The sequence below is a fragment of the Streptomyces sp. NPDC001530 genome, assembly GCF_042894545.1.
Lineage (GTDB): Bacteria > Actinomycetota > Actinomycetes > Streptomycetales > Streptomycetaceae > Streptomyces.
Map to the genome: position 1 here is coordinate 211,133 of NZ_JBIAVS010000018.1, position 20,221 is coordinate 231,353.

Annotated in this window: 25 protein-coding genes; 8 read left to right on the plus strand and 17 right to left on the minus strand. The window is 69.5% G+C overall.

Translation table 11 applies throughout. The features are described from left to right. Nucleotides 1-130: 130 nt before the first annotated feature. Nucleotides 131-358 carry a DUF3263 domain-containing protein gene (locus ACFY0T_RS34090; RefSeq protein ID WP_388879378.1) on the minus strand — a complete coding sequence of 76 codons (228 nt, stop codon included), beginning with the start codon at nt 356-358 and terminating at the stop codon, nt 131-133. Between the two features lie 32 nt (nt 359-390). After that, a complete protein-coding gene (locus ACFY0T_RS34095; RefSeq protein ID WP_388879381.1) occupies nt 391-1,656 on the minus strand; it encodes an ABC transporter substrate-binding protein in 1,266 nt (421 codons plus the stop codon). 152 nt (nt 1,657-1,808) lie between these two features. Here ACFY0T_RS34095 and ACFY0T_RS34100 point away from each other — a divergent pair, with 152 nt between their 5' ends. The 3 genes from ACFY0T_RS34100 to ACFY0T_RS34110 all read left to right on the plus strand — a co-directional run bounded on the left by ACFY0T_RS34100 (nt 1,809) and on the right by ACFY0T_RS34110 (nt 5,017). Then, complete coding sequence (locus ACFY0T_RS34100; RefSeq protein ID WP_388879384.1) at nt 1,809-2,798, plus strand: ROK family protein; 990 nt, start codon at nt 1,809-1,811, stop codon at nt 2,796-2,798. Further along, nucleotides 2,798-3,943 (plus strand): N-acetylglucosamine-6-phosphate deacetylase, encoded by a 1,146-nt coding sequence (nagA, locus tag ACFY0T_RS34105; RefSeq protein ID WP_388879387.1) that lies wholly within the window; start codon nt 2,798-2,800, stop codon nt 3,941-3,943. The genes ACFY0T_RS34100 and nagA overlap by 1 nt, the downstream gene beginning before the upstream one ends. A gap of 144 nt (nt 3,944-4,087) precedes the next feature. Further along, nucleotides 4,088-5,017 carry a 1-phosphofructokinase family hexose kinase gene (locus tag ACFY0T_RS34110; RefSeq protein WP_388879390.1) on the plus strand — a complete coding sequence of 310 codons (930 nt, stop codon included), beginning with the start codon at nt 4,088-4,090 and terminating at the stop codon, nt 5,015-5,017. A gap of 15 nt (nt 5,018-5,032) precedes the next feature. On the opposite strand, the gene ACFY0T_RS34115 is transcribed toward ACFY0T_RS34110, so the two are convergent. Both ACFY0T_RS34115 and cdgB read right to left on the minus strand, forming a co-directional pair. Continuing rightward, a complete protein-coding gene (locus tag ACFY0T_RS34115) occupies nt 5,033-6,007 on the minus strand; it encodes a carbohydrate-binding protein (RefSeq protein WP_388879393.1) in 975 nt (324 codons plus the stop codon). A 117-nt stretch (nt 6,008-6,124) separates the two neighbouring features. Beyond that, a complete protein-coding gene (gene cdgB / locus ACFY0T_RS34120; protein WP_388879396.1) occupies nt 6,125-7,840 on the minus strand; it encodes a diguanylate cyclase CdgB in 1,716 nt (571 codons plus the stop codon). A gap of 542 nt (nt 7,841-8,382) precedes the next feature. On the opposite strand from cdgB, the gene ACFY0T_RS34125 reads away from it, so the two are divergent. Beyond that, nucleotides 8,383-8,874 (plus strand): flavin reductase family protein, encoded by a 492-nt coding sequence (locus ACFY0T_RS34125; RefSeq protein WP_388879499.1) that lies wholly within the window; start codon nt 8,383-8,385, stop codon nt 8,872-8,874. A 143-nt stretch (nt 8,875-9,017) separates the two neighbouring features. Here the strand turns inward: ACFY0T_RS34125 and ACFY0T_RS34130 are convergent, their stop codons facing one another. Together ACFY0T_RS34130 and arfB are read right to left on the minus strand one after the other, a co-directional pair. Further along, nucleotides 9,018-9,902 (minus strand): sigma-70 family RNA polymerase sigma factor, encoded by an 885-nt coding sequence (locus ACFY0T_RS34130; RefSeq protein WP_388879399.1) that lies wholly within the window; start codon nt 9,900-9,902, stop codon nt 9,018-9,020. A gap of 139 nt (nt 9,903-10,041) precedes the next feature. Next, entirely contained in the window at nt 10,042-10,470 is a 429-nt protein-coding gene (arfB, locus tag ACFY0T_RS34135) for an alternative ribosome rescue aminoacyl-tRNA hydrolase ArfB (RefSeq protein ID WP_388879402.1), read from the minus strand. Nucleotides 10,471-10,658: 188 nt separating this feature from the next. Here arfB and ACFY0T_RS34140 point away from each other — a divergent pair, with 188 nt between their 5' ends. After that, nucleotides 10,659-11,234, plus strand: coding sequence for a TerD family protein (locus tag ACFY0T_RS34140; protein WP_388879406.1), 576 nt, complete (start codon nt 10,659-10,661; stop codon nt 11,232-11,234). 80 nt (nt 11,235-11,314) lie between these two features. On the opposite strand, the gene ACFY0T_RS34145 is transcribed toward ACFY0T_RS34140, so the two are convergent. The 9 genes from ACFY0T_RS34145 to ACFY0T_RS34185 form a co-directional block, all read right to left on the minus strand. Beyond that, on the minus strand, nt 11,315-11,938 hold the full coding sequence (locus ACFY0T_RS34145) for a DUF5753 domain-containing protein (protein ID WP_388879409.1): 624 nt from the start codon (nt 11,936-11,938) through the stop codon (nt 11,315-11,317). Nucleotides 11,939-11,953: 15 nt separating this feature from the next. After that, entirely contained in the window at nt 11,954-12,487 is a 534-nt protein-coding gene (locus ACFY0T_RS34150) for a DUF6879 family protein (protein WP_388879412.1), read from the minus strand. A 3-nt stretch (nt 12,488-12,490) separates the two neighbouring features. Beyond that, nucleotides 12,491-12,970, minus strand: a complete 480-nt coding sequence (locus ACFY0T_RS34155; RefSeq protein WP_388879415.1) for a hypothetical protein — start codon at nt 12,968-12,970, stop codon at nt 12,491-12,493. Nucleotides 12,971-13,062: 92 nt separating this feature from the next. After that, nucleotides 13,063-13,293, minus strand: coding sequence for a DUF397 domain-containing protein (locus tag ACFY0T_RS34160; protein ID WP_388879418.1), 231 nt, complete (start codon nt 13,291-13,293; stop codon nt 13,063-13,065). After that, nucleotides 13,197-13,598, minus strand: a complete 402-nt coding sequence (locus ACFY0T_RS34165) for a helix-turn-helix domain-containing protein (protein WP_388879421.1) — start codon at nt 13,596-13,598, stop codon at nt 13,197-13,199. The genes ACFY0T_RS34160 and ACFY0T_RS34165 overlap by 97 nt, the downstream gene beginning before the upstream one ends. Before the next feature lie 25 nt (nt 13,599-13,623). Further along, nucleotides 13,624-14,157: a DUF6879 family protein gene (locus ACFY0T_RS34170; protein ID WP_388879424.1), complete on the minus strand. Its 534-nt coding sequence runs from the start codon at nt 14,155-14,157 to the stop codon at nt 13,624-13,626. Continuing rightward, complete coding sequence (locus ACFY0T_RS34175) at nt 14,141-14,353, minus strand: hypothetical protein (RefSeq protein WP_388879427.1); 213 nt, start codon at nt 14,351-14,353, stop codon at nt 14,141-14,143. The genes ACFY0T_RS34170 and ACFY0T_RS34175 overlap by 17 nt, the downstream gene beginning before the upstream one ends. Before the next feature lie 87 nt (nt 14,354-14,440). Further along, nucleotides 14,441-14,653 (minus strand): DUF397 domain-containing protein, encoded by a 213-nt coding sequence (locus ACFY0T_RS34180; protein ID WP_388879445.1) that lies wholly within the window; start codon nt 14,651-14,653, stop codon nt 14,441-14,443. After that, on the minus strand, nt 14,650-15,501 hold the full coding sequence (locus ACFY0T_RS34185) for a helix-turn-helix domain-containing protein (protein WP_388879448.1): 852 nt from the start codon (nt 15,499-15,501) through the stop codon (nt 14,650-14,652). The genes ACFY0T_RS34180 and ACFY0T_RS34185 overlap by 4 nt, the downstream gene beginning before the upstream one ends. A 243-nt stretch (nt 15,502-15,744) precedes the next feature. On the opposite strand from ACFY0T_RS34185, the gene ACFY0T_RS34190 reads away from it, so the two are divergent. After that, nucleotides 15,745-16,170: an ATP-binding protein gene (locus tag ACFY0T_RS34190; protein ID WP_388879451.1), complete on the plus strand. Its 426-nt coding sequence runs from the start codon at nt 15,745-15,747 to the stop codon at nt 16,168-16,170. A 129-nt stretch (nt 16,171-16,299) separates the two neighbouring features. On the opposite strand, the gene ACFY0T_RS34195 is transcribed toward ACFY0T_RS34190, so the two are convergent. Continuing rightward, nucleotides 16,300-16,812: a hypothetical protein gene (locus ACFY0T_RS34195; protein ID WP_388879502.1), complete on the minus strand. Its 513-nt coding sequence runs from the start codon at nt 16,810-16,812 to the stop codon at nt 16,300-16,302. A 200-nt stretch (nt 16,813-17,012) separates the two neighbouring features. Here ACFY0T_RS34195 and ACFY0T_RS34200 point away from each other — a divergent pair, with 200 nt between their 5' ends. Then, complete coding sequence (locus ACFY0T_RS34200; RefSeq protein ID WP_388879454.1) at nt 17,013-17,957, plus strand: GNAT family N-acetyltransferase; 945 nt, start codon at nt 17,013-17,015, stop codon at nt 17,955-17,957. A 130-nt stretch (nt 17,958-18,087) separates the two neighbouring features. Here ACFY0T_RS34200 and ACFY0T_RS34205 read toward each other — a convergent pair whose 3' ends face one another. Then, nucleotides 18,088-18,807 (minus strand): hypothetical protein, encoded by a 720-nt coding sequence (locus tag ACFY0T_RS34205; RefSeq protein WP_388879457.1) that lies wholly within the window; start codon nt 18,805-18,807, stop codon nt 18,088-18,090. A 280-nt stretch (nt 18,808-19,087) separates the two neighbouring features. Here ACFY0T_RS34205 and ACFY0T_RS34210 point away from each other — a divergent pair, with 280 nt between their 5' ends. Further along, the gene (locus ACFY0T_RS34210; RefSeq protein ID WP_388879460.1) at nt 19,088-20,134 is read left to right on the plus strand and encodes a LacI family DNA-binding transcriptional regulator; all 1,047 of its coding nucleotides are present in this window, start codon (nt 19,088-19,090) and stop codon (nt 20,132-20,134) included. The last annotated feature ends 87 nt before the right edge of the window (nt 20,135-20,221 follow it).

Sequence of the window (20,221 nt, forward strand, 5' to 3'; positions counted from 1 at the left end):
CCCCCGGCCCCCCCCCCCCGGGGGGGGGGGGGGCACCGCCGCGACAAGCCCCCACCCACCCGCAGCCGAAAGGCTGGTACGGGACGGGTAGGGGCGGAGGGGGCGAAAAAACCCACCCCCCACCCCCGCGTCACCGCTCCCCCCTCCGCGCCTCCCTCACCCGTCGGAGGCGGTTCACCGTGACCGGGTCGTGGGCGAGGGCGCGCGGGTCGTCGAGGAGAGCGTTGAGCAGCTGGTAGTAGCGCACCGGCGCCAGGCCCAGTTGTTCGCGGACGGCGCGCTCCTTGGCCCCGGGGCCGGGGAAGCCGCGACGCTCCAGGGCGAGGATGGCCTGTTCCCGCGGGGTGAGGTCCTCCATGGACAGCACCGTATCCCCCGGCACCGACAGTGCTACGCCGCGCTGTCCTCCGTGGTCGCCGTGATCTGAAGCGACCCCAGGATCCCGGCCGGGCTACCGCTCGGGCTCACCGCCTTGCCGATCTGCTTCTTGATGTCGGCACTGATCCCGGCCCAGGAGGTCCTGCCGACGGGGTAGAGCACGGAGGCGGGGAGCTCGTCCAGGAACGGGGCGAGGTCCTGGTCGTCCTTGTCACCGGCCATCGCCTCGGACGCGGACGCGGTGACCGGCAGCAGGTTGTACTCGTGGGAGAAGGCGAGCACGTTCTTGTCCTCGTAGACGAAGTTGAGGAAGTCGCCGATCTGTTTGCCGTGGCGGTTCTTCTTGAAGGCCATCATCCAGTCGGCGACACCCATCGTGGCCTTGGTCCTGCCATCGACACCGGGCATCGGCACCATGCCGAACTTCACGCCCTTCTTGGCGGCGATCTGCATCAGCGTGGGGTGCCCGACGAGCATCCCGACCTCGCCGCGCGCGAACGCGGAGAACGCGTCGGCCCGGTTCAGCTTCGCGGGCGCGACCGGCCCGGTCAGCCCCTTGCCGACCAGCTCGTCCTTGAGCCAGGTGAACGTCTTGACGTTCTGCGGCGAGTCGATGGAGTACGTGCCGACGTCGCCGGTGTAGCCGCCCCCACCGCTCAGCAGCCACTGCATCGTCTCGGCCTGCGCCTCCTCCGGCCCGAGCGGCAGGGCGTAGGGGAACTTGACGCCCTTGGACTTGAGCGCCTTGGCGTCGGCCGCGAGCTCGCTCCAGCTCTCCGGCGGGGTCAGGCCGGCCTCGGAGAACAGCGTCTTGTTGTAGAAGAGCAGCCGCGTGGAGGACGCGAACGGCATGCCGTACTGCGTCTTGTCCATCTGCCCGGCGTCCGTGAGCTGCGGGACGAAGTTGGCCTGAACGGGTATGGAGAGCAGGTCGTCGACCTTGTACAGCTCGCCCTTCGCGGCGTAGTCGGCGTACGCGCCGATCTGCGCCATGTCGGGCGCGTTGCCCGCCGCGACCATCTCCTTGACCTTGCGGTCGACATCGGTCCAGGAGTAGACGCTGACGTCGACCTTGACCCCCGGGTGGTCGGCCTCGTACTCCTTGGCCAGCCTGTCCCAGTACTTCTGGGAGCTGTTGGCCTTGGAGTCGCCGTAGTCGGCGGCCACCAGCTTGAGGGTCACATCCGAGGAACCGCCCGAGCCGCCGCAGCCCGCGAGGGTCGCCGTCATGCCCAGGGCGGAGACCACCGCGATCAGTCCTGTCCTACGCCGCTGCACAGCTGTTTCTCCCAACCCCCGGCCAACCCCTGGCCGGCCGCTAGCCCGATTTGCTTCTGCGTCCGTTGCATCTGTCTCGGAATGCGGATACAAGGTCTACACCACGTGAGTGGACTAGACCTCTCCTGGGGTAAGGGGCGACACTGTCCCCCGTGAGACATGTCATCGCCCTCGATGTGGGCGGCACCGGGATGAAGGCCGCCCTCGTGGGGGCCAATGGCGAGCTGCTGCACCAGGCCCGCCGGGCGACCGGCCGGGAGCGCGGTCCGGACGCCGTCGTCGAGACGATCCTCGGCTTCGCCGCCGAACTGCGCGCCTACGGCGAGCAGCGCTTCGGCGAGCCCGCGTCCGCCGCCGGAGTCGCCGTCCCCGGCATCGTCGACGCCGCGCACGGCATCGCGGTGTACTCGGCCAACCTCGGCTGGCGTGACGTCCCGCTGCGCCGGCTGCTCGGCGACCGGCTGGGCGGCGTACCCGTGGCGCTCGGGCACGACGTGCGCACCGGCGGGCTCGCCGAGGGCCGCATCGGCGCGGGGCAGGGAGCGGACCGTTTCCTGTTCGTGCCCCTCGGTACCGGTATCGCGGGCGCCATCGGCATCGACGGCAGCGTCGAGGAGGGCGCGCACGGTTTCGCGGGCGAGATCGGCCACATCGTCGTACGCCCCGGAGGGACCCCGTGTCCGTGCGGGCAGCGCGGCTGTCTGGAGCGGTTCGCCTCCGCGGCGGCCGTCAGCCAGGCCTGGGCCGAGGCGTCCGGCGATCCGGCGGCGGACGCGGCGGACTGCGCGAAGGCCGTGGAGTCGGGGGAACCCCGGGCGATCGCCGTCTGGCAGGAGGCCGTCGACGCGCTCGCCGACGGTCTCGTCACCGCGCTCACCCTGCTGGACCCGCGCACCCTGATCATCGGTGGCGGTCTGGCGGAGGCGGGGGAAACCTTGTTCACACCGCTGCGGGCCGCCGTCGAGCGGCGCGTCACCTTCCAGAAGCTGCCGTCCATCGTTCCGGCGGCCCTGGGGGACACGGCCGGCTGCCTGGGCGCGGGCCTGCTGGCCTGGGATCTACTCGAAACCGACGTAAACGAAATAAATCCGGCAAGCAAACCCAGCCCCCACCACACCGACCGCTCGGAGGTAACCACCTGATGGCCCTTAGCAAGGTTCTCGCCGGCGCCCGGGTGGTCCTGCCCACCGGGATCGTGGACGGCGGCCGCGTGATCGTGGACGGTGCGCGGATCGTCGGAAGCCTTCCCGCCGAGACGGAGACCGTCGACCTGTCGGGCCACTGGCTGGTCCCCGGCTTCGTCGACATGCACAACCACGGCGGCGGAGGCGCCTCCTTCACCTCCGGGACCGTCGAGGAGGTCCTCAAGGGCGTCCACACGCACCGGCTGCACGGCACCACGACCGTCGTCGCCTCGACCGTCACCGGCGACATGCACGGCCTGGCCCAGCGCGCGGGGCTGCTGTCCGAGCTGGCCGAGCAGGGCGACATCGCGGGCATCCACTTCGAGGGCCCGTTCATCTCGCCGTGCCGCAAGGGCGCGCACTCCGAGGAGCTGCTGCGCGACCCGGACCCGGCGGAGGTCCGCAAGCTGATCGACGCGGCGCGCGGCCGCGCCAAGATGGTCACGCTCGCCACCGAACTGCCGGGCGGCATCGACTCCGTACGCCTGCTGGCCGAGCACGGGGTGATCGCGGCGATCGGGCACACGGACGCGACGTACGAGCAGACGGTGGAGGCCATCAACGCGGGTGCGACCGTGGCGACGCACCTGTTCAACGCCATGCCCGCGCTCGGCCACCGCGACCCGGGCCCCATCGCCGCCCTCCTCGAGGACGAGCGGATCACCGTCGAGCTGATCAACGACGGTACGCATCTGCACCCCGCCTCCCTGGAGCTGGCGTTCCATCACGCGGGGGCGGACCGGGTCGCGTTCATCACGGACGCCATGGACGCGGCGGGCTTCGGCGACGGCCGCTACATGCTCGGCCCGCTGGAGGTCGAGGTGGCGGACGGCGTCGCCCGCCTCGTGGAGGGCGGTTCGATCGCGGGCTCGACGCTGACACTCGACCGCGCCTTCCAGCGCGCGGTGACGATCGACCGGCTGCCGGTCGAGGACGTCGTGGCGGCGCTCTCCGCCAACCCGGCGCGCCTGCTCGGCGTATACGACAAGGTGGGCTCGCTGGAGCCGGGCAAGGACGCGGATCTGGTGGTCCTCGACGCGGACTTCGCCCTCAAGGGCGTGATGCGCAAGGGCGAGTGGGTGGTCGATCCCCAACTGGGGTGATTCACACCTTTGTTGCCGCACGGCGGTTGGCCCGGGGGACTGGGCCGACCGCCGTTGTCTTTGGCATGATCGTGCCTCCGGAACAACCGGCAAGCGCATACCCAGCGTCTACTTCATGAATCTCTTCGGGGGAGGTCGGCCCAGGTGATCCTCACGGTCACACTGAACACCGCTCTCGACATCACCTATCGCGTACGGTCCCTGCGGCCGCACACCTCGCACCGGGTGACCGAGGTGACCGAACGCCCGGGCGGCAAGGGCCTGAACGTGGCCCGGGTGCTCGCCGCCCTCGGCCACGAGGTGACGGTCACGGGCTTCACCGGCGGCGCGACCGGCCGCGCGGTGCAGGACCAACTCACGTACACACCGGGCGTGGTGGACGCGCTGGTCCCGGTGACCGGATCGACGCGCCGCACGATAGCCGTGGTCGACGCCGGCACCGGCGACACGACCCAGCTGAACGAACCCGGCCCGGAGATCACCCCCGCCGAGTGGTCGGCCTTCCAGGAGGCCTACGAGCATCTGCTGCGCTCCGCCTCGGCGGTGGCCCTGTGCGGCAGCCTGCCGCCGGGGGTGCCGGTGGGGGCGTACGCCCAACTCGTGCGCGCCGCCCGCGCGTCGGCGGTCCCGGTCCTGCTGGACACCAGCGGCGAACCGCTGCGCCGCGGGGTCGCGGCCCGCCCCGACATCGTCAAGCCGAACGCCGACGAACTCGCCGAACTCACCGGCTCCCACGACCCGTCGCAGGCCACCCGGGACGCCCGCAGGCGCGGCGCCCACACGGTCGTGGCCTCCCTGGGCGCCGACGGCCTCCTCGCGGCCAACGCGGACGGCCGCTGGCGGGCCGTCCCGCCGCGCCGCGTACACGGCAACCCGACGGGCGCGGGTGACTCCGCGGTCGCGGGACTGCTCTCCGGCCTGGTCGAGCGCCTGCCCTGGCCCGACCGCCTCGCCCGCGCCGTCGCCCTGTCCGCAGCAACCGTACTGGCCCCCACAGCGGGCGAGTTCGACCGCGCGGCGTACGAGACGCTGGTGGGCCAGATAGCGGTGACGGGGGACGCTACGGCGGCGTGACCGCCGTCGCCCGGGCTACTTCTTGACCTGGCCTTCCTTCAGCCACAGCTGGTCGAGCAGGACGTTGCACTTGTCGCCGGCCTGGCAGGACAGGGAGATCGTGTTGGTGCCCTTGTTGAGGGTGGGCCACGCGTAGGTCTGGGTCCAGCCCTTCGCGAAGTCGCCGTCGGCGGCGCCCGTGAAGTTGCCCAGGTTCATCTTGCTGCCGAACGTCTTGCCGTTGACGGTGAGCGTCATCGACTGGTCCTCGCCGGTCGCGCTGAATCCCGCGAAGAGGGTGTAGAGGCCGTCCTTGGGAATGCCGTTCACGGTCCAGGTGACCGAGGCACCGACGGCGTTGAGGCCCGTCACATACACGCCGCCGTCGGCGCTCGCGCCCGCGACGTCCGACGCCGTCGTCACGCCGGTGCCGAGGTTCAGCGCCTTCGCGTCGATCTTCGGCAGCTCCTCGGCGGGACCGGCGCTCTGGGAGGCCGACTGGCTCGGCGACGCGCTCTGGGAGGCCGAGGGGGTCGAGCCCGCTTCGTTGCCGCTCTTGTCGTCGTCCGAGCCGCCGCCCAGCATGGCGACGCCGATGCCGATGACGACGGCCGCGACCACGGCGATCGCGCCGATGAGGAGGCCCTTGGTGTTGGGGCCGCGGCCGCGCCCGCCGCCGTCGCCGGGCAGCGGCTGCCGGGTGGTGGGCGCGCCGCCCATCGTCTCGGGGGCGGCGTAGTGCGCGTTCGGCTGTCCGTACGCCTGCGGCTGGCCGTACGCGGGCTGCTGGCCGTACGCCTGCTGCTGCGGGACCTGGCCGTAGGGGGCCGTCGGCGCCTGCTGTCCGTACTGGCGCTCACCGACCGCCCGCACCCGGTTGACCGAGCCGGGGTAGCCGTAGCCGCCGCCTCCACTGGGCGGGGTGGCGCCGTTGGCCTGACCGTCGGCGTAGAGATAGCCGAACGGGTCGTCGTCCTCGGGCGTGCTCGCGCCGTTGTTGCCGGGCGTCATCCCTTGGTCTCCTCAGCGGGTGCGGTTCAGATGCGGTACACGGATGAATGGCGAGCCTACCCGCTCTCGCTGGGCCGAACGGGGTTCCTTCACCGCATCAACCCACTGACCTGCGATTTATCCCGCACGCCTGTGCTGTTTGGGACGAGACCGTTTCTCGACGTACATCCGTTCGTCAGCGGATTTCAACACCTCGTCCGCCGTCATGCCGCAGTGTGCCCACCCGATGCCGAAGCTGGCACCCACGCGGACGGCCCGTCCGTCGACGCGGATGGGCGGAATGATCGCGTTCCGCAGCCGTACAGCGAGGTCCTGGGCGTCGGCCCGGCCGAGCCCGTCGGCGAGCACCACGAACTCGTCGCCGCCGAGCCGGGCGACCGTGTCGCCGTCCCGGACGCCGCTGGTGAGCCGGCGCGCCACCTCGATGAGGACCGCGTCGCCCGCGTTGTGCCCGAACCGGTCGTTGATCGACTTGAAGCCGTCGAGGTCGCAGAAGAGCACCGCGAGCCCCTTGGTGCCGTCGTCCGTCTCGCCCTCTGGCGCGATGGTGTGGACGTGGTGGTCGAAGGCGTCGTACGCCTCGGAGCTGGACCGGAAGTCGAAACCGTGGCCGTTCCCGTCGTACGCCGGGTGGCCGTTCCCCTCGAACGCGCCCTGCCCGGCGTCCGGCAGCTCCGCGTACTGCCCGTGCCCGTACGCCGCGTCCAGCGAGGCGACCGCGCCGGGCGGCAGGGACTGCGGGCGCTGACAGAGGCGGGCGCTGAGCCGGGAGCGCAGCTCGGCGGAGTTCGGCAGGCCGGTGAGCGCGTCGTGCGAGGCGCGGTGGGCGAGCTGCAGCTCGCGGCGCTTGCGCTCCTCGATGTCCTCGACGTGGGTGAGCAGGAAGCGGGGGCCGTCGGCGGCGTCCGCGACGACGGAGTTGCGCAGGTGGACCCAGACGTAGGTGCCGTCGCGGCGCCCGAGCCGCAGCTCGGCGCGCCCGCCCTCGGCGGAGGTTCTGAGCAGGGTGCCGATGTCCTCGGGGTGCACGAGGTCGGAGAAGGAGTAGCGGCGCATCGCGGAGGCGGGGCGGCCAAGGAGGCGGCACAGCGCGTCGTTCGTCCGGAGAATCCGGCCGTGCTGGTCGCCTCCCATCTCGGCGATCGCCATGCCGCTCGGCGCGTACTCGAAGGCCTGCCGGAAGGACTCCTCGCTGGCGCGCAGGGCCTGCTGCTCACGCTCCAGGCGGACCAGGGCACGCTGCATGTTCGCGCGTAGACGCGCGTTGCTGATCGCGATGGCTGCCTGGAAGGCGTACATCTGGAGCGCCTCACGGCCCCACGCGCCCGGCCGCCGGCCGTTGCGCGGCCGGTCCACGGACAGGACACCGATCAGCTCGCCGGTGCTGCCGCCTGAGATGCCCGGGGTGTACATGGGCGCGAAGAGGCGGTCGGAGGGGTGCCACTCGTCCTCGAAGCGGGGCGCGGGACCGTCGGTGTACCACTGCGGTACGTCGTCCTCGTCGAGGACCCAGCCCTCGGTGTGCGGTATGAACCTGAGGTCGCCCCAGGCCTCGCCCATGCTCAGCCGGCGGTCCCAGGAGGCGCGGGAGCCGACGCGGCCGGTGATCAGGGCCTCGGCGGCGGAGTTACCGGCGAGCGCGGCGACGACGAGGTCGCCGTCCGGGCGTACGAGGTTGACACACGCCAGCTCGTAGCCGAGGCCGGTGACCACGCCGTCGGCGACCGTCTGCAGCGTGTCGGCCAGGCTGCGGGCGGTGTTCATGTCCGCCATCACCTGATGCAGCTGCCGCAGGGTCGCAAGACGGACGTAGGGCTCCGACTCGGTCTCCATTCGCCCTCCCCTCGAGACCTCGCAGCAACTCCAGGGTTCTCTTCGGCTTACTACTTGGTAGCTTCTTGCCTAGCTTCTCCGCCACTGAATCACAGCGCGCTGCCCACTCGGTACACAGGGTCAACAAAATATGGCTCCTGTGACTCAAGTCACAGCGTAACGTGAACAATTAAGTGGGGTTTCTGCATTTTTCCCGTGCGATTACTGAACGCATATCGCGGACCTGTGCAGGGGCTGTGACTCATTGTGTCCGTCGTCTTGTCCGTCGCCGGCATGCGGGGGTGTGCATGGAATCCGTCGTCGGCATGCGGGGGCGCGTGGTGTCCGCTGTCGGCATGCGGGGGTGCGTGGTGTCCGCTGTCGGCATGCGGGGGTGCGTGGTTCGTCCGTCGTTGGTCCTAGGACCCGGCTCGGGCCGAGGTCCGATGTGCGGGCCCGGGGGCGGAGACTAGCGTCTTGGCGTGCTGAAGACTCACCCTGCCGCTCCCCCCTCTCCCTCCGTGCATGCTGTGGGGGTGAGCAACGACGAGTTCCGTGCCGCCATGTCCCGGCTGGCCGCGGGTGTGGTCCTGGTAACCGCGCACGAGCCGCCGCTCGACCCGGACGACCCTGATGCTCCGGGCGGCGAGGACGTCGGCATGACGGCCACGGCGTTCATGTCGGTGTCCCTCGACCCTCCCCTGGTGCTGGTCAGCCTGCGCGAGGGCTCCCGTATGGACGACCTGCTCGACGAGCAGCCCCTGTGGGGCGTCTCCGTGCTGTCCGAGAGCCAGCGGCACATCGCCGGCCGCTTCGCCATGAAGGGCCGCATCAGCGACCGGCTGCTGTTCGAGGACATTCCCTACGTACGGGGCGAGGCGAGCGGTGCTCCCTTGGTGGGCGGCGCCCTGGCGACCCTGGAGTGCAGCACGGAGCAGCGGGTGACCGCCGGCGACCACACGCTCGTCATCGGCCGTGTGCTGACGGCGCGGGTGCCGAGTGCGGACGGGGGGCCGCTGACGTACTTCAAGGGCCGGTACCGGCAGTTGGGCTGAGCCGCGGCTATCGGTAGCGAGCTGCGGTGATGGGAGTGAGCCGCGGCTGATGTGGCTGATCCGGGGCTGGTGCGTTGATCCGGGGCTGGTGTGCTGATCCGGTGTTGGTGTACTGATCCGGGGCTTTTTTGGCCGGCCCGCGGCTACCGGTCGAGGACGGTGACGTCGAGCCCGGCCAGTCGCTCCGGGTCGTTGAGGATGTCGATCACGGCGATCCTGCCGTGTACGACCGTGAAGGCCAGGACGCTGACCAGGCGCCCGTCGGCGACCACCACGACACCCGCGGCGCCGTTGACGAGGGCGGGCCGGGCGATCCGGGCGAGGTGGGCGAAGCTGCTCGCCCCCGAGGCCACAGCGGCCGCGCCGGCCGTCACGCCGCCCTCGGAGCGCGCCACCACATCCGGGTCGAGCACCGCGACGAGCGCGTCGAAGTCGCCCTCGCGCGCCGCCGCCAGGAACGCGTCGACCACCTCCCGCTGCTGGGCGAGGTCGGGATCCGGCGCGGGCGCCCCGCCCTGGACCCGGCGCCGGGCGCGGCTGGCGAGCTGACGGGACGCCGCCGGCGTACGGCCCACGATGGGCGCTATCTCCTCGAACGGCACGGCGAACAGGTCGTGCAGTACGAAGGCGAGCCGCTCGGCGGGCGTCAGTGTCTCCAGTACGACGAGCAGGGCGAGGCCCACCGAGTCGGCGAGCAGCGCCTCCTGCTCCGGGTCGATGCCGCTGACGGGGCTGATGACCGGCTCCGGCATCCGCACGCCGGGCTCCTCCAAGGGCTCCTCGCCGCGTGTCCTGCGGGAGCGCAGCATGTCCAGGCAGACCCGTCCGACGACGGTCGTCAGCCAGCCGCCGAGGTTGTCGACCCGGCCGGCGTCGGCCCGGCTCAGCTTGAGCCAGGCCTCCTGCACGGCGTCATCGGCCTCGGCGAGCGAGCCGAGCATGCGGTAGGCGACGGCGCGCAGATGACTGCGGTGCGCTTCGAACCGCTCGGCGAGGAACTCGCTCTCGGCCTTGCTCACGTCGCCCATGGGTCACATCTCCTCGTCGCGGTCCGTCCCGTTACCGGATTGACGGATCGCGCGGAGTGAATGTGACGAGCGCTGGGGAGTGGATGTGACGCACGCTGGGGAGCGGATGTGACGAGCGCCGAGAGCGCAGGGCCGACCGCTAGCCCCAGTCGCGGCCGGAACGCCCCCGTTTGGTGTCGGAACGCTGCTTCTTCTCGCGCAGCCGGCGCTCATTGATGCCACGCGGGATACGGGTGGGCCGGCGCGGCTTGGGCGGCGGAGCGGAGGCCTCGGCGAGCAGGGAAGCCAGCCGTACGGCGGCGGTCTCCCGATTGCGCCACTGGGACCGGTGCTCGGAGGCCCTGACGCTGATGACGCCGTCGACGAGCCGCGCCGCGAGCTTGGCGAGGGCGCGCTCCTTCCAGACGGGCGGCAGCGCCTCGGTCCTGGCGAGGTCGAACCGCAGCTCGACCTGCGAGTCACTGGTGTTCACGTGCTGTCCGCCGGGCCCGCTGGACCGCGAGAAACGCCAGATGAGCTCGGCCTCGGGAAGGGAGACGGAGCCGCGGATGACGTAAGGACCGGACATGCCGTCCATGGTCGCGCGCCTGTCCGGTCCACGTCACCAGGTTTTCGGGAACCCGGCACGGCCCCTAGGTAAAGAAAGTAAAGAGGGACGGAACCTATGGGACCCCTCTCGTCGTTCATAGGGGTGACGGTAGCTTCGTCCTCAGTGCGAAGCCCGTACGAACGCAACGAGGGAAGGGACTCCCAACAATGGCTGTAAGCCTGTCCAAGGGTGGCAACGTCTCGCTCACCAAGGAGGCTCCGGGCCTGACCGCCGTCACCGTGGGCCTCGGCTGGGACGTCCGCACCACCACGGGCACCGACTTCGACCTCGACGCCTCGGCCATCGCGGTCAACCAGCAGGGCAAGGTCTACTCGGACGCCCACTTCGTCTTCTTCAACAACAAGCAGACCCCGGACAACACGATCGTCCACACCGGCGACAACCGCACCGGTGAGGGCGCGGGCGACGACGAGGCGATCAACGTCAACCTGGCGGGCCTCCCCGCCGACATCGACAAGATCGTCTTCCCGGTCTCCATCTACGACGCCGAGACCCGCTCGCAGAACTTCGGCCAGGTCCGCAACGCCTACATCCGCATCATCAACCAGGCCGGCGGCGCCGAGATCGCCCGCTACGACCTCTCCGAGGACGCGGCCACGGAGACGGCCATGGTCTTCGGCGAGCTCTACCGCAACGGCGCCGAGTGGAAGTTCCGCGCCGTCGGCCAGGGCTACGCCTCGGGCCTGGTCGGCATCGCCCAGGACTTCGGCGTGAACGTCTGACGTTCGCCTGCGGCACGCTCAACGTCCGCCTGCCCGGGGAGAACCTCCCGGACAGGCGGACGTGCCGTTTCCTACGGTGCTCACCCGGCGGGTTGACCCAGGGCGTTCAACTCAGCCTCGATCAGCCTCCGCGCCTCTGCCCCGTAGACCGCTGAACGTTCGAGCCAGACGAACGCCTTCTCGTAGACCGCGACTTCCTCGCTGCTCGTGATGTCGAGCCCCGCGGAGAACGTCTCGACCATGACCAGACGGCCGTCGAAAATCGAGAACGCGTGGGCGGGATAGAGGGCGAGCTCCGCCCGCGACGGGATGATGCCTAACTTGAGGCCGTTCAGGTCAAGGGCTTGAAGCAGATGCCTCAGCTGGCCCCGCATCACGTCCGTGCCGCCCAGATTCGTCCGCAGAGCCTGTTCACCGAGCAGAGAGTGATACGTCCGGCCACCCTGGCCCAAGAACTGCGCCCGAGCCCGGCGCCGTGCCACTCCGGCCTCTACGTCATCCGGCGTCTCATGAAAATCGACGACTCGCCGAAAAACGGCCCGCGCGTAATCCGCGGTCTGGAGATTGCCCCAGACGGTGTTCGGAGAGTAGTGACGGGAGTCCTTGGTCCTCCGCACCAGCTCCAGGAACTGGTCCTGGACCGGACCCGTCCCCTCTTCAAGATGCCTGTCCCACGTTCGGTGCTCGTGCCCGGTGGTGTTCATGCGCGATTTCCTCCCCTACGGCGTGAGCCGGTATTCGTCATGTGGGACCGCCCGCGCCCACACCGCTTCGAATGCGGTTGAGGCCAGCTGTGCCACGGCGAGTTCGGTACGAACCTCCCAGCCGGGCTCGGCCCAGTGCCCATTGCCCGTGAAGTGGTTGAAGAGCACGGTCTCACTGTCGAACACCCAGCAGTCGTTTCCCGGCAGAGCGATGTCCGACGCCCGGCGCCTGGGCAGCCAGCGAACCTGTTCCCCCGCATGGACGTTGACCACGCTGCCTGCGTGCTCGTAGCGGATGTAGTCGGTAGCCGGTTCCGACACGACTCGGGCACGGCGGACGACGACGCCTCGGGCCACCGTGCACCGAATCAAGTCAACCCAGGGTGTCCAATAGTCCGACGCGGGGTCCACATCGCGCTTTCCCGTGCGCTTCCAGTTGTCGAAGTCCTCGGCCTCGTCGCCGATGCCGTACGAGTCGCGCATCTCAAGGTGCACAGCTGAGCGGCTGGCCTTGCCCAGCAATTCCTCGAACGACGGTCCCTTCGTCACGCTTCATCTCCTCTGTGGAGCAGGGCACGGCAGATCGGGAGCCGCACGGTTCGGTGAGCAGGTGACCAGAGCCAGAGAGAGATACGAGGGGCGTTCGAGGTAGAAGCCCAGGGATACGTCACCGCCCCAACTCAGTTGTTCCATCGTGGAGTTCACGAGTAGCGCGATGCGCATGATGTCACGCTCCTCAGCGCAGTCGAAACGGGGCGCATATTCGGTCAACCGTTCCCCGAACCAGGCAGCCGCGTCCTTCGGCTCGTCCCACGTGGCACGGACGACAGAGCGCGGCTTCATCAGCCAGAACGCCGTTTCCAGGGGCGGCAGATCAGAGATGGAGAATTCCGCGACCACCTCGCGGTATCGCTGGATCAGTTCCGGTCTGCTCCCAGCAGGGGGCGGATCAGGATGCGGAGGCCGCCGGAGCGCTTCCTGGTCGAAGCGTTGTTTCGGGCCCGTCCACAGATAGCCATGGTGGTGCTGCACAAGTCGTCCCAGCGGGCTCAGAGGCGGGAGGGAGCCAGTCGGCCCCACCCTCCATGAAGAAGGAGAGGTAGAGCCGACCGGACAAGGCAGGATCAGGCCGACAGACCGAACCGCGCCGGGTCGATACCGGCCGCGTACAGTTCCGCGGTGGTGAACCTCAGAGGTTCCGCTTGAGGCTTCTTACTGTCGCCCAGGGCCCACGCGTCAGGGCCGATCCTGGCCAGCGTCACACAGGACTCGCCGTCGGGATGGGTGTTGCCCCCGCAGGCCTTCGAGAACTCGGCACGGTCGATGGGGATGCGGTAGAGATCGGTTTCACGCATGGCTCACCTTCCAGATCAGCCTCCAGCGCGGCCAGTTCGGCTTGCCGTTTCTCGGTTCCCCTGCGCCATGACGATCGCTTGCCCTGCCACTCGGTATTGGCGATCCGGGCCATGACCAAGATGTCGGCGACCAGTTCCGGGGGCGCGTCGAGTGCTCGTAGGATGCGCTCGACATCGACAAGCTTCGGCGTCTTCTTACCCGTCTCGAATTTGCTGATCTGCGACTGGGACATGTTGCAGCGCCGGGCGAGCCTGTCTCCCGTAAGACCGGCTCGCTTGCGCAGTTCACGCAACTTCTCCGCCAAATCGCTCTTGGACTGGCCCAGTTACTCAGGCTCGTATGTCACCGTGTTCTTTCGCATACCGCGCGAACGGCACCGCGTGGAGCAGGGCAATACGCTTCCACTCTCGATACGGACTCAGATCGCCTTCGAAAGCTTCGCGATTGATTTGCGTCCAGTCAGGACGGAAGTTCAGATGAACGATCCGGGAGTCGTCGAACAGCCACCAGTCCTGGCCGGCCAGCGGAAGACCGTAGTCGTCGTCTGTGACGTCAAGGATGCGAATATCCTCACCGGCCTCAATGTTCCCCGGAATGCCCCATGCGAACTGGTACCCCTGGTAGTCGGTCAGCGGACGGCGGACCACTCTCACTCGGCCGATTCGCCTCCCGGAGGCGACGTATCCGCGCACCCGCTCATGCCAGCGTGCATTGTGATCCTCCGGCTTTGGCTCTCCCCGAAGAAAACGTGCCACGTTCTCTGCCTCCCGGGGCATGGTGTAGACGGGCTGAGCCTCGAAGCGCCATGCCTCTCGCTCATAGGCGTCGAACGCGGCCCGCCACGCCTCACCATCCAAGAGCACGGACAGCCTCCCGCAGTACCGCTTCCGAAATCTCAATCAGCCCTTCACCGTCCGGCACGGCGAAGCCGTCGTACACTTCGCCTTGCACGACGATGGAGCCTCGTCCGTTGTGCCGATAAACGTTCGGGCAATCGTCGTCATCGCAATTCGGCCCGCCCACCTTGCCGGTGAGCCGAGTCAGTTCTTCACGAGCCACGGAGCCCCCTCGCGCCCGGCCTCCGGCGGAGGCCCACTGCACTCGACGCTACGGAGTCCGTCGCCGCACGTCCACGCTTACTCCGGACTATTCCCGTCCTGGCATAAACGAGTGGGTCTTGGCTCCGCGTATCAGGAACGCGAGGCTGTGCGGCAGTACAGCGAGTACGTCACCGGGGGAATCGCTCTCACGTATGAGGGTCCTCCCCCCATGGTGGGCGAGCTCGACGCAGTCCTCGCCGTCCACGCCCGAGAAGGACGACTTCTGCCAGCGGATCACGTGCGTGGAAAACGTAGTCATAGCTCTCTCTCGATGTCGCAAATGAGCCGAAGGGACTCCTCCGTACCGAGTGCGGCCCGGTCGGCGACCTCGAACTGCGCACGGTACTTCTTCAGCGCGGCGTCGGCGTACAGGCTCCGTCCGCCCAGAGCACTGTCGACGCGAGCAGTGTCCAACTCCGGTACTGGGCCACCTGTGTAGGACACAGGCTGAGTCGCCTCGATGAAGCCCTCGTAGGCGAAGGGGATGACGCGCACAGTCACGGCTGGCCGCTCGGAAGCTTCTCGCAGGTACCTCAGCTGCGCCTGCGTGACCTTACGGCCGCCGAACCGCATTCGCAGGGCAGCCTCATGGATGAACGCCTCGAATGGGGGCGGGTCGTCGCGGTCAAGAATCTGGCTTCGCCGAAGCCGGAACTCCACCCGCAGGTCGACCACAGCCGCGGGAAGCGGTGGGATGCGACCATCATGGATGGCTCGTACGTAGTCCTCGATCTGCAAGATCCCCGGGATTGTCACCGTCTGCAAGGAACGCAGATACGAAGCCCCGTGCTCAAGTTCGGCGACATCGAGGAAACCTGGGGCGAGGGCGCTGCGGTATTCCTCCCACCACCCCTTGCCCCGTACCTCGGCCATGGCACACAGGGCATCGACCAGGCGAGCGTTCGAGGCCTCGTAGTGAACGGCCAACTGCCTCACACGCGAGGCGCTGACACCCCACCGGCCTGCCTCGATGTGGCTGATCTGGGCCTGGTTGCCTCCGAGCAGGGCGCCGGCCTCCGTGGTGGTCAGCCCTGCTGCCTCACGCAACTTGCGCAGCTCCGCGCCCAACCGCACCTGGCGCGCGGTGGGATGGCTCCTGGGGGGCATCGATTCCCTTCCTGACTCGCGGACACAGTCTGCCGCTCGGTCTTCCAGCGGGTCCACTCACACGAGTGGAAACTACGTCACAGCTATGCGACGTCACATATCTGTGCCCTACTGTCTTCCCCACGCCGCTCCGCACACCAGTAAGACCGCAGTGCAGCCAGGCCAGTTGGCCCGGCCGAGCCATGGCGGTGTGCGGCACGGAGATCCCTAACACCAGGACCAACGACGGAGCCCCCCCCCCACATGGACGACCCGACTCCACACCCCCCACAGATCTACCGCCTCCGCACCCCCAACTCCCCCACCAGCCCCAAGATCTGCCGAGACACGATCGCCCTCCTCCTCCAGGCCACGGGTCACCGTGAACTCGCCGATACTGCCCGTCTGTTGGTGTCGGAGGTCGTGACGAACGTCGGCGCGCACACCGCCTCCCTCGTCGTACGCCTGGAAGCAGTCGTCCGGCACGACCGCGTACGCGTCTCGGTGTACGACGAGACCGCCGACGCCACGCCTCGCCCGATCGGCCCCGACACGCAGGCGGAGAGCGGTCGGGGCTTACTCCTGGTCTCCGGGTTCGCCCACGACTGGGGTGTGACCGGCAGCGACGGATTTCCGGCCACAGGAAAACGTGTCTGGTTCGAGCTCCGAGATGATCCCGGCGGCAGCTAGTGCTGTGACCGGGAAGGTTTGCCGGGTTGCTCGTTGTGCCGGTTGGAGGTGAGGACGCTCCAACCAGCGTGGGGAGGCGGGACGGCATCACCGGAAGGGGAGTAGCTGATGTCAAGCACGTGGTAGGGGCTATGCCTGTGCCCGTACCCGGTGCCGCTTTGCGTATGACCAGGTCACCGCGGTCATCAGGGCAGGGATGGCGAACAGCGGGGCGAAAGCGAAGCCCCAGACGGTTTCTGCCGTACTGCTCGACATGTACGTCCGGCTCTCGACGGTGAAAGCGACCACGAGTTGCCACAGCGCCACCAGGACCAGGACGCCCGAGGCGGTCCAGGCCAGCGCGGCCAGGGCCCGGGGGCGCCGCGGCCGCCACCGGTCGCTGACGAGCAGCAGCGGAAACAGAGCGGCCAGCTCGGCAAGGACGGAGAGGCCGACGACGTATGCGATGCCCCAGCCGGGGATGTCGTAGACGTCGCGCAGCACCTGGTCGCTGTAGCCCACATAGACACCGGATGCCATGGCGATGCGCCACAGGCCGGACGGGACTGCGCACAGAGCGATGGCGTGGGCGGCGCGACGAGCCCAGACAGGTGCGGGTGTGAGGGTGGGGAGGGGAGCGTTCGCCGTCGTCATGCCGTACATGCTGGTCCTAGACATGGCAGCCGCGCTTCGTCCGCTGCGGCGGACTGTCTCCGCCTTGCGGAGGAGGGCGCACCCGCTGAGGGAGGAGGACCTGAGCAGGTTCAATCGCCGGACAGGTTGGGGTGTCCACCCGTCCGGCGATCGAGGGCATCGCGACCACCCCGGTGAACGTTCCCGGCCTCAGCACTAGCGTGCGCAGCATGCTGATCGAATCCCTCACGCCCGAAGACGGCGTCCCGAGCGGCGAGTTGCTCACTGAGCTCACCGCCCTCTACGCCTCCCACCGCGACTTCCATGCCCTGAGCGGAGACTTCCCCGACCCTGACGACATCCGCCCGGAGCAGGTCTCGGTCGCGCTCGCCGAGGAGTTGGCGCATCCGGACGTGGAGGTGCTCCTGGGCCGGAGTGGCAGAAAGCTCGTCGGGGTCGTGATCACGCTCGCGCGGCATCCCGACCCGGACGATCCCGATCCGTGGATCGGGTTCCTCATGGTGGAGGCCGGCGAGCAACGCAAGGGGTACGGACGGGAGTTGGTGGCAAGCGTCGAGGGACGGTTCCGGCGCGCGGGGCGGGACGCCGTGCGGCTCGCCGTGCTCGACAGCAACCCCGAGGGCCTCGCCTTCTGGACCTCGCTCGGGTACGAGGTCATCGGGCGGCGCAAGGACCGCCGACTCGGCCGACCCTGCGCCGTGCTGCGGAAGGCGCTGCGCACACCGCGCGCGGCCGCGCGCGTCGCCGTCCTCGATCCCGACGGATCCGTCTTCCTCTTCCGGTACGACAACGAAGAGGTCGGCGTCCACTGGGCGATGCCCGGCGGCGGGATCGAAGAGGGGGAGAGTCCGCGGGAGGGCGCGCTGCGGGAGCTGCGCGAGGAGACCGGGTGGGGCGACCTGACGCCGGGCCCGCTGCTGTGCACCTGGGAGCACGACTTCACGCGGGCCGGGGTTCCCGTGCGCCAGCACGAGCACATCTATGTGGCGCACGGCCCGCGTCGCGAACCGGTCGGCGACCATCTCGCCGCCGCACACGCCGAGGACGGGATCCTGAACTGGCGCTGGTGGACCCGCGAGGAACTGGCCACCTCTCCGGACGCCCTCTGGCCGCCCCGACTCCCCCAGCTGCTGGCCGAAAGGGAAGGAAGGTGAGCCGTGGAGTGGATGACCTTGGCGGGGGACGGGGCTCGGGACGGGCTGACCGGCAGACGGGCTGGCGGGCTGGCGGGCCGACGGGCTGACCGGCGAGAACAGCGGGTGACACCTCTGCCTATGGAGGCTGTCAGAGCTCCTTGGCGCAGGCGACGGTGTCGTCGTGGTCGGAGGCGACGTCCATCACCTCCGTGATGGATACGCCCGTCAAGCCGTCGGGGCAGGGGTTGTGCGAGAGCCCGCTGATCACCGTCTGGTCGTACAGGAACGAGACCACCTTGTGCGTGGCTCCGTCCTTCCTCCCCTTTGTGCGGCACGCGACCTCGTCCACCGCGTCGTCCGTCACGCGCAGGCAGTCGCCCTCCACGATGGCGGGCCCGCCTCCCTGGCCCACGTCACCCGGGTGCGGGGCCTTGAGATTGCGTACGCAGACCACTTGGCCGTGGCCCAGCCGGTAGTCGTACGACGCGCGATGGATCTCCACGCCGAAGTCCGCGCCGACAGGGCAGTTGGCGGCAGTCGCGGAGGGGTCGTCCGCGCTGAGCATGGTCAGCACGGTCCCCCGCGCCGCGGTGCTGTCGCAGGACACCTTGCGGTAACTGCCGTCGTCCACACCGCCGGCGTCCGCACCTCCATCGCCCACATCGCCGTTGTCGGCATCGCCGTTGTCGACATCGCCGTCGCCCGCACCGCCACCGTCCGCATCGCCGTCGCGAGCCACGCAGTCGCCCTCTTCGAGCGCGGCCTCGCTCTCCGAGGGACTCGCGCTCGCGGTCGCACCCGCGGCGGAGTCGTCCGGGCGATAGCCCTCGGCCCGGCCGCACCCGCCCAGCGCCACAGTCGCGAGCACCAACCCCACCGCCAGTGCCCCTCTTTGACGAACTCCCACGTCAACTCCCCCCATCCCCAAGGGCTTTGGTTGCGCACGAGCTGTCAGTATGCCCCACCCAATCGTTTGCGCCAATCGTTTGGCCCAAACGATTGCGCAAGCCTGCTCGGACCTCTCACCCGAGGTGAGCGACAATGAGCGTCATCCACGACACGGCGGGGCAACGCACGGCGGGGCAAGGCATGCCGGGGCAACGCACGGCAGAGAAGGCCAGAGCAGGCCAAGGCAGGGGGACGGGGTCATGGCGGACAAGGGTCCTGTGACCCTCCAGAGCATCGCCGAGCGACTCGGTCTGCACGTCTCCACCGTGTCCCGCGTGCTGAACGGCCCTCGCGACCGAGGAGTGCGCGCCGCGTCCGGCGACACGGCCCAGCGCATCAGAGAACTCGCCGACGAGCTCGGTTACCGGCCCAACCCGCTGGCCGCGGGGCTGCGCACCCGGCGCAGCAACCTCATCGGCGTCCTCGTGCCACGGCTGTCCGAGATCGTGATGGCGACCGTCTACGAGGGTGCCGAGGAGGCGGCCGCCGAGCGTGGACTGTCGGCGTTCGTCACGAACACCCACGACGACCCCGCGCTCCAGCGGGAACGGATCGCGATGGTGCTGGCCCGCCGCGTCGACGGGCTGATCATCGGCGACGCGCATCTGGACGGCGCGGCCCTCGACCTCCCCGAACTGCGCGACACGCCTTTCGTCCTGGTGAACCGCCGTACCCGGGCCGGGCACACCTCCGTCACCTGCGACGACCGTCTCGGCGGCCGGCTCGTCGCCGAGCATCTGCTGGCTCTGGGGCACCGGTCCGTCGGGGTGATCGCCGGGGAGCCGTTCGCCAGCACGGGCGCCGACCGGACGCGTGGCTTCGTCGACCGGTACCGGGAGGCGGGGCTGCCCGTCCCGCCGCACCGCGTCGTGCACTCCGCGTTCGACACCGCGGGCGGGCGACGCGCCGCCTCGACCCTGCTCGCGGCGGTCGACGACCGCCCCACCGCCCTGTTCGCCGTCAACGACTTCGCGGCGATCGGCGCCGCCGGAGCGGCCCGCGACCTGGACCTGCGGCTGGGCCACGACCTCGCACTCGCCGGCTTCAACGACACCCCGCTGGCCGCGGAACTCCCCGTCCCCCTCACGAGCGTTCACTCACCCATGGCCGAGCAGGGGCGCCGCGCGGTGGCCCTGCTGGTGCGGCGTATCGCCGGGGAGGACACCGCCTCCGAGGTGCTGCCGCCGCGGCTGATGGCGCGCGAGTCGACGGGCGGGCCGGTGGGCCCGCCACTGCTCGGGCCCTAGAAGGCTCGTGAAGATCTTGGGTTCTGGCCCTGCCGCGTCAGCGGCAGGGCCAGACTCGTCGTGTGGCGATGGGCGAGTGGGTCGGCG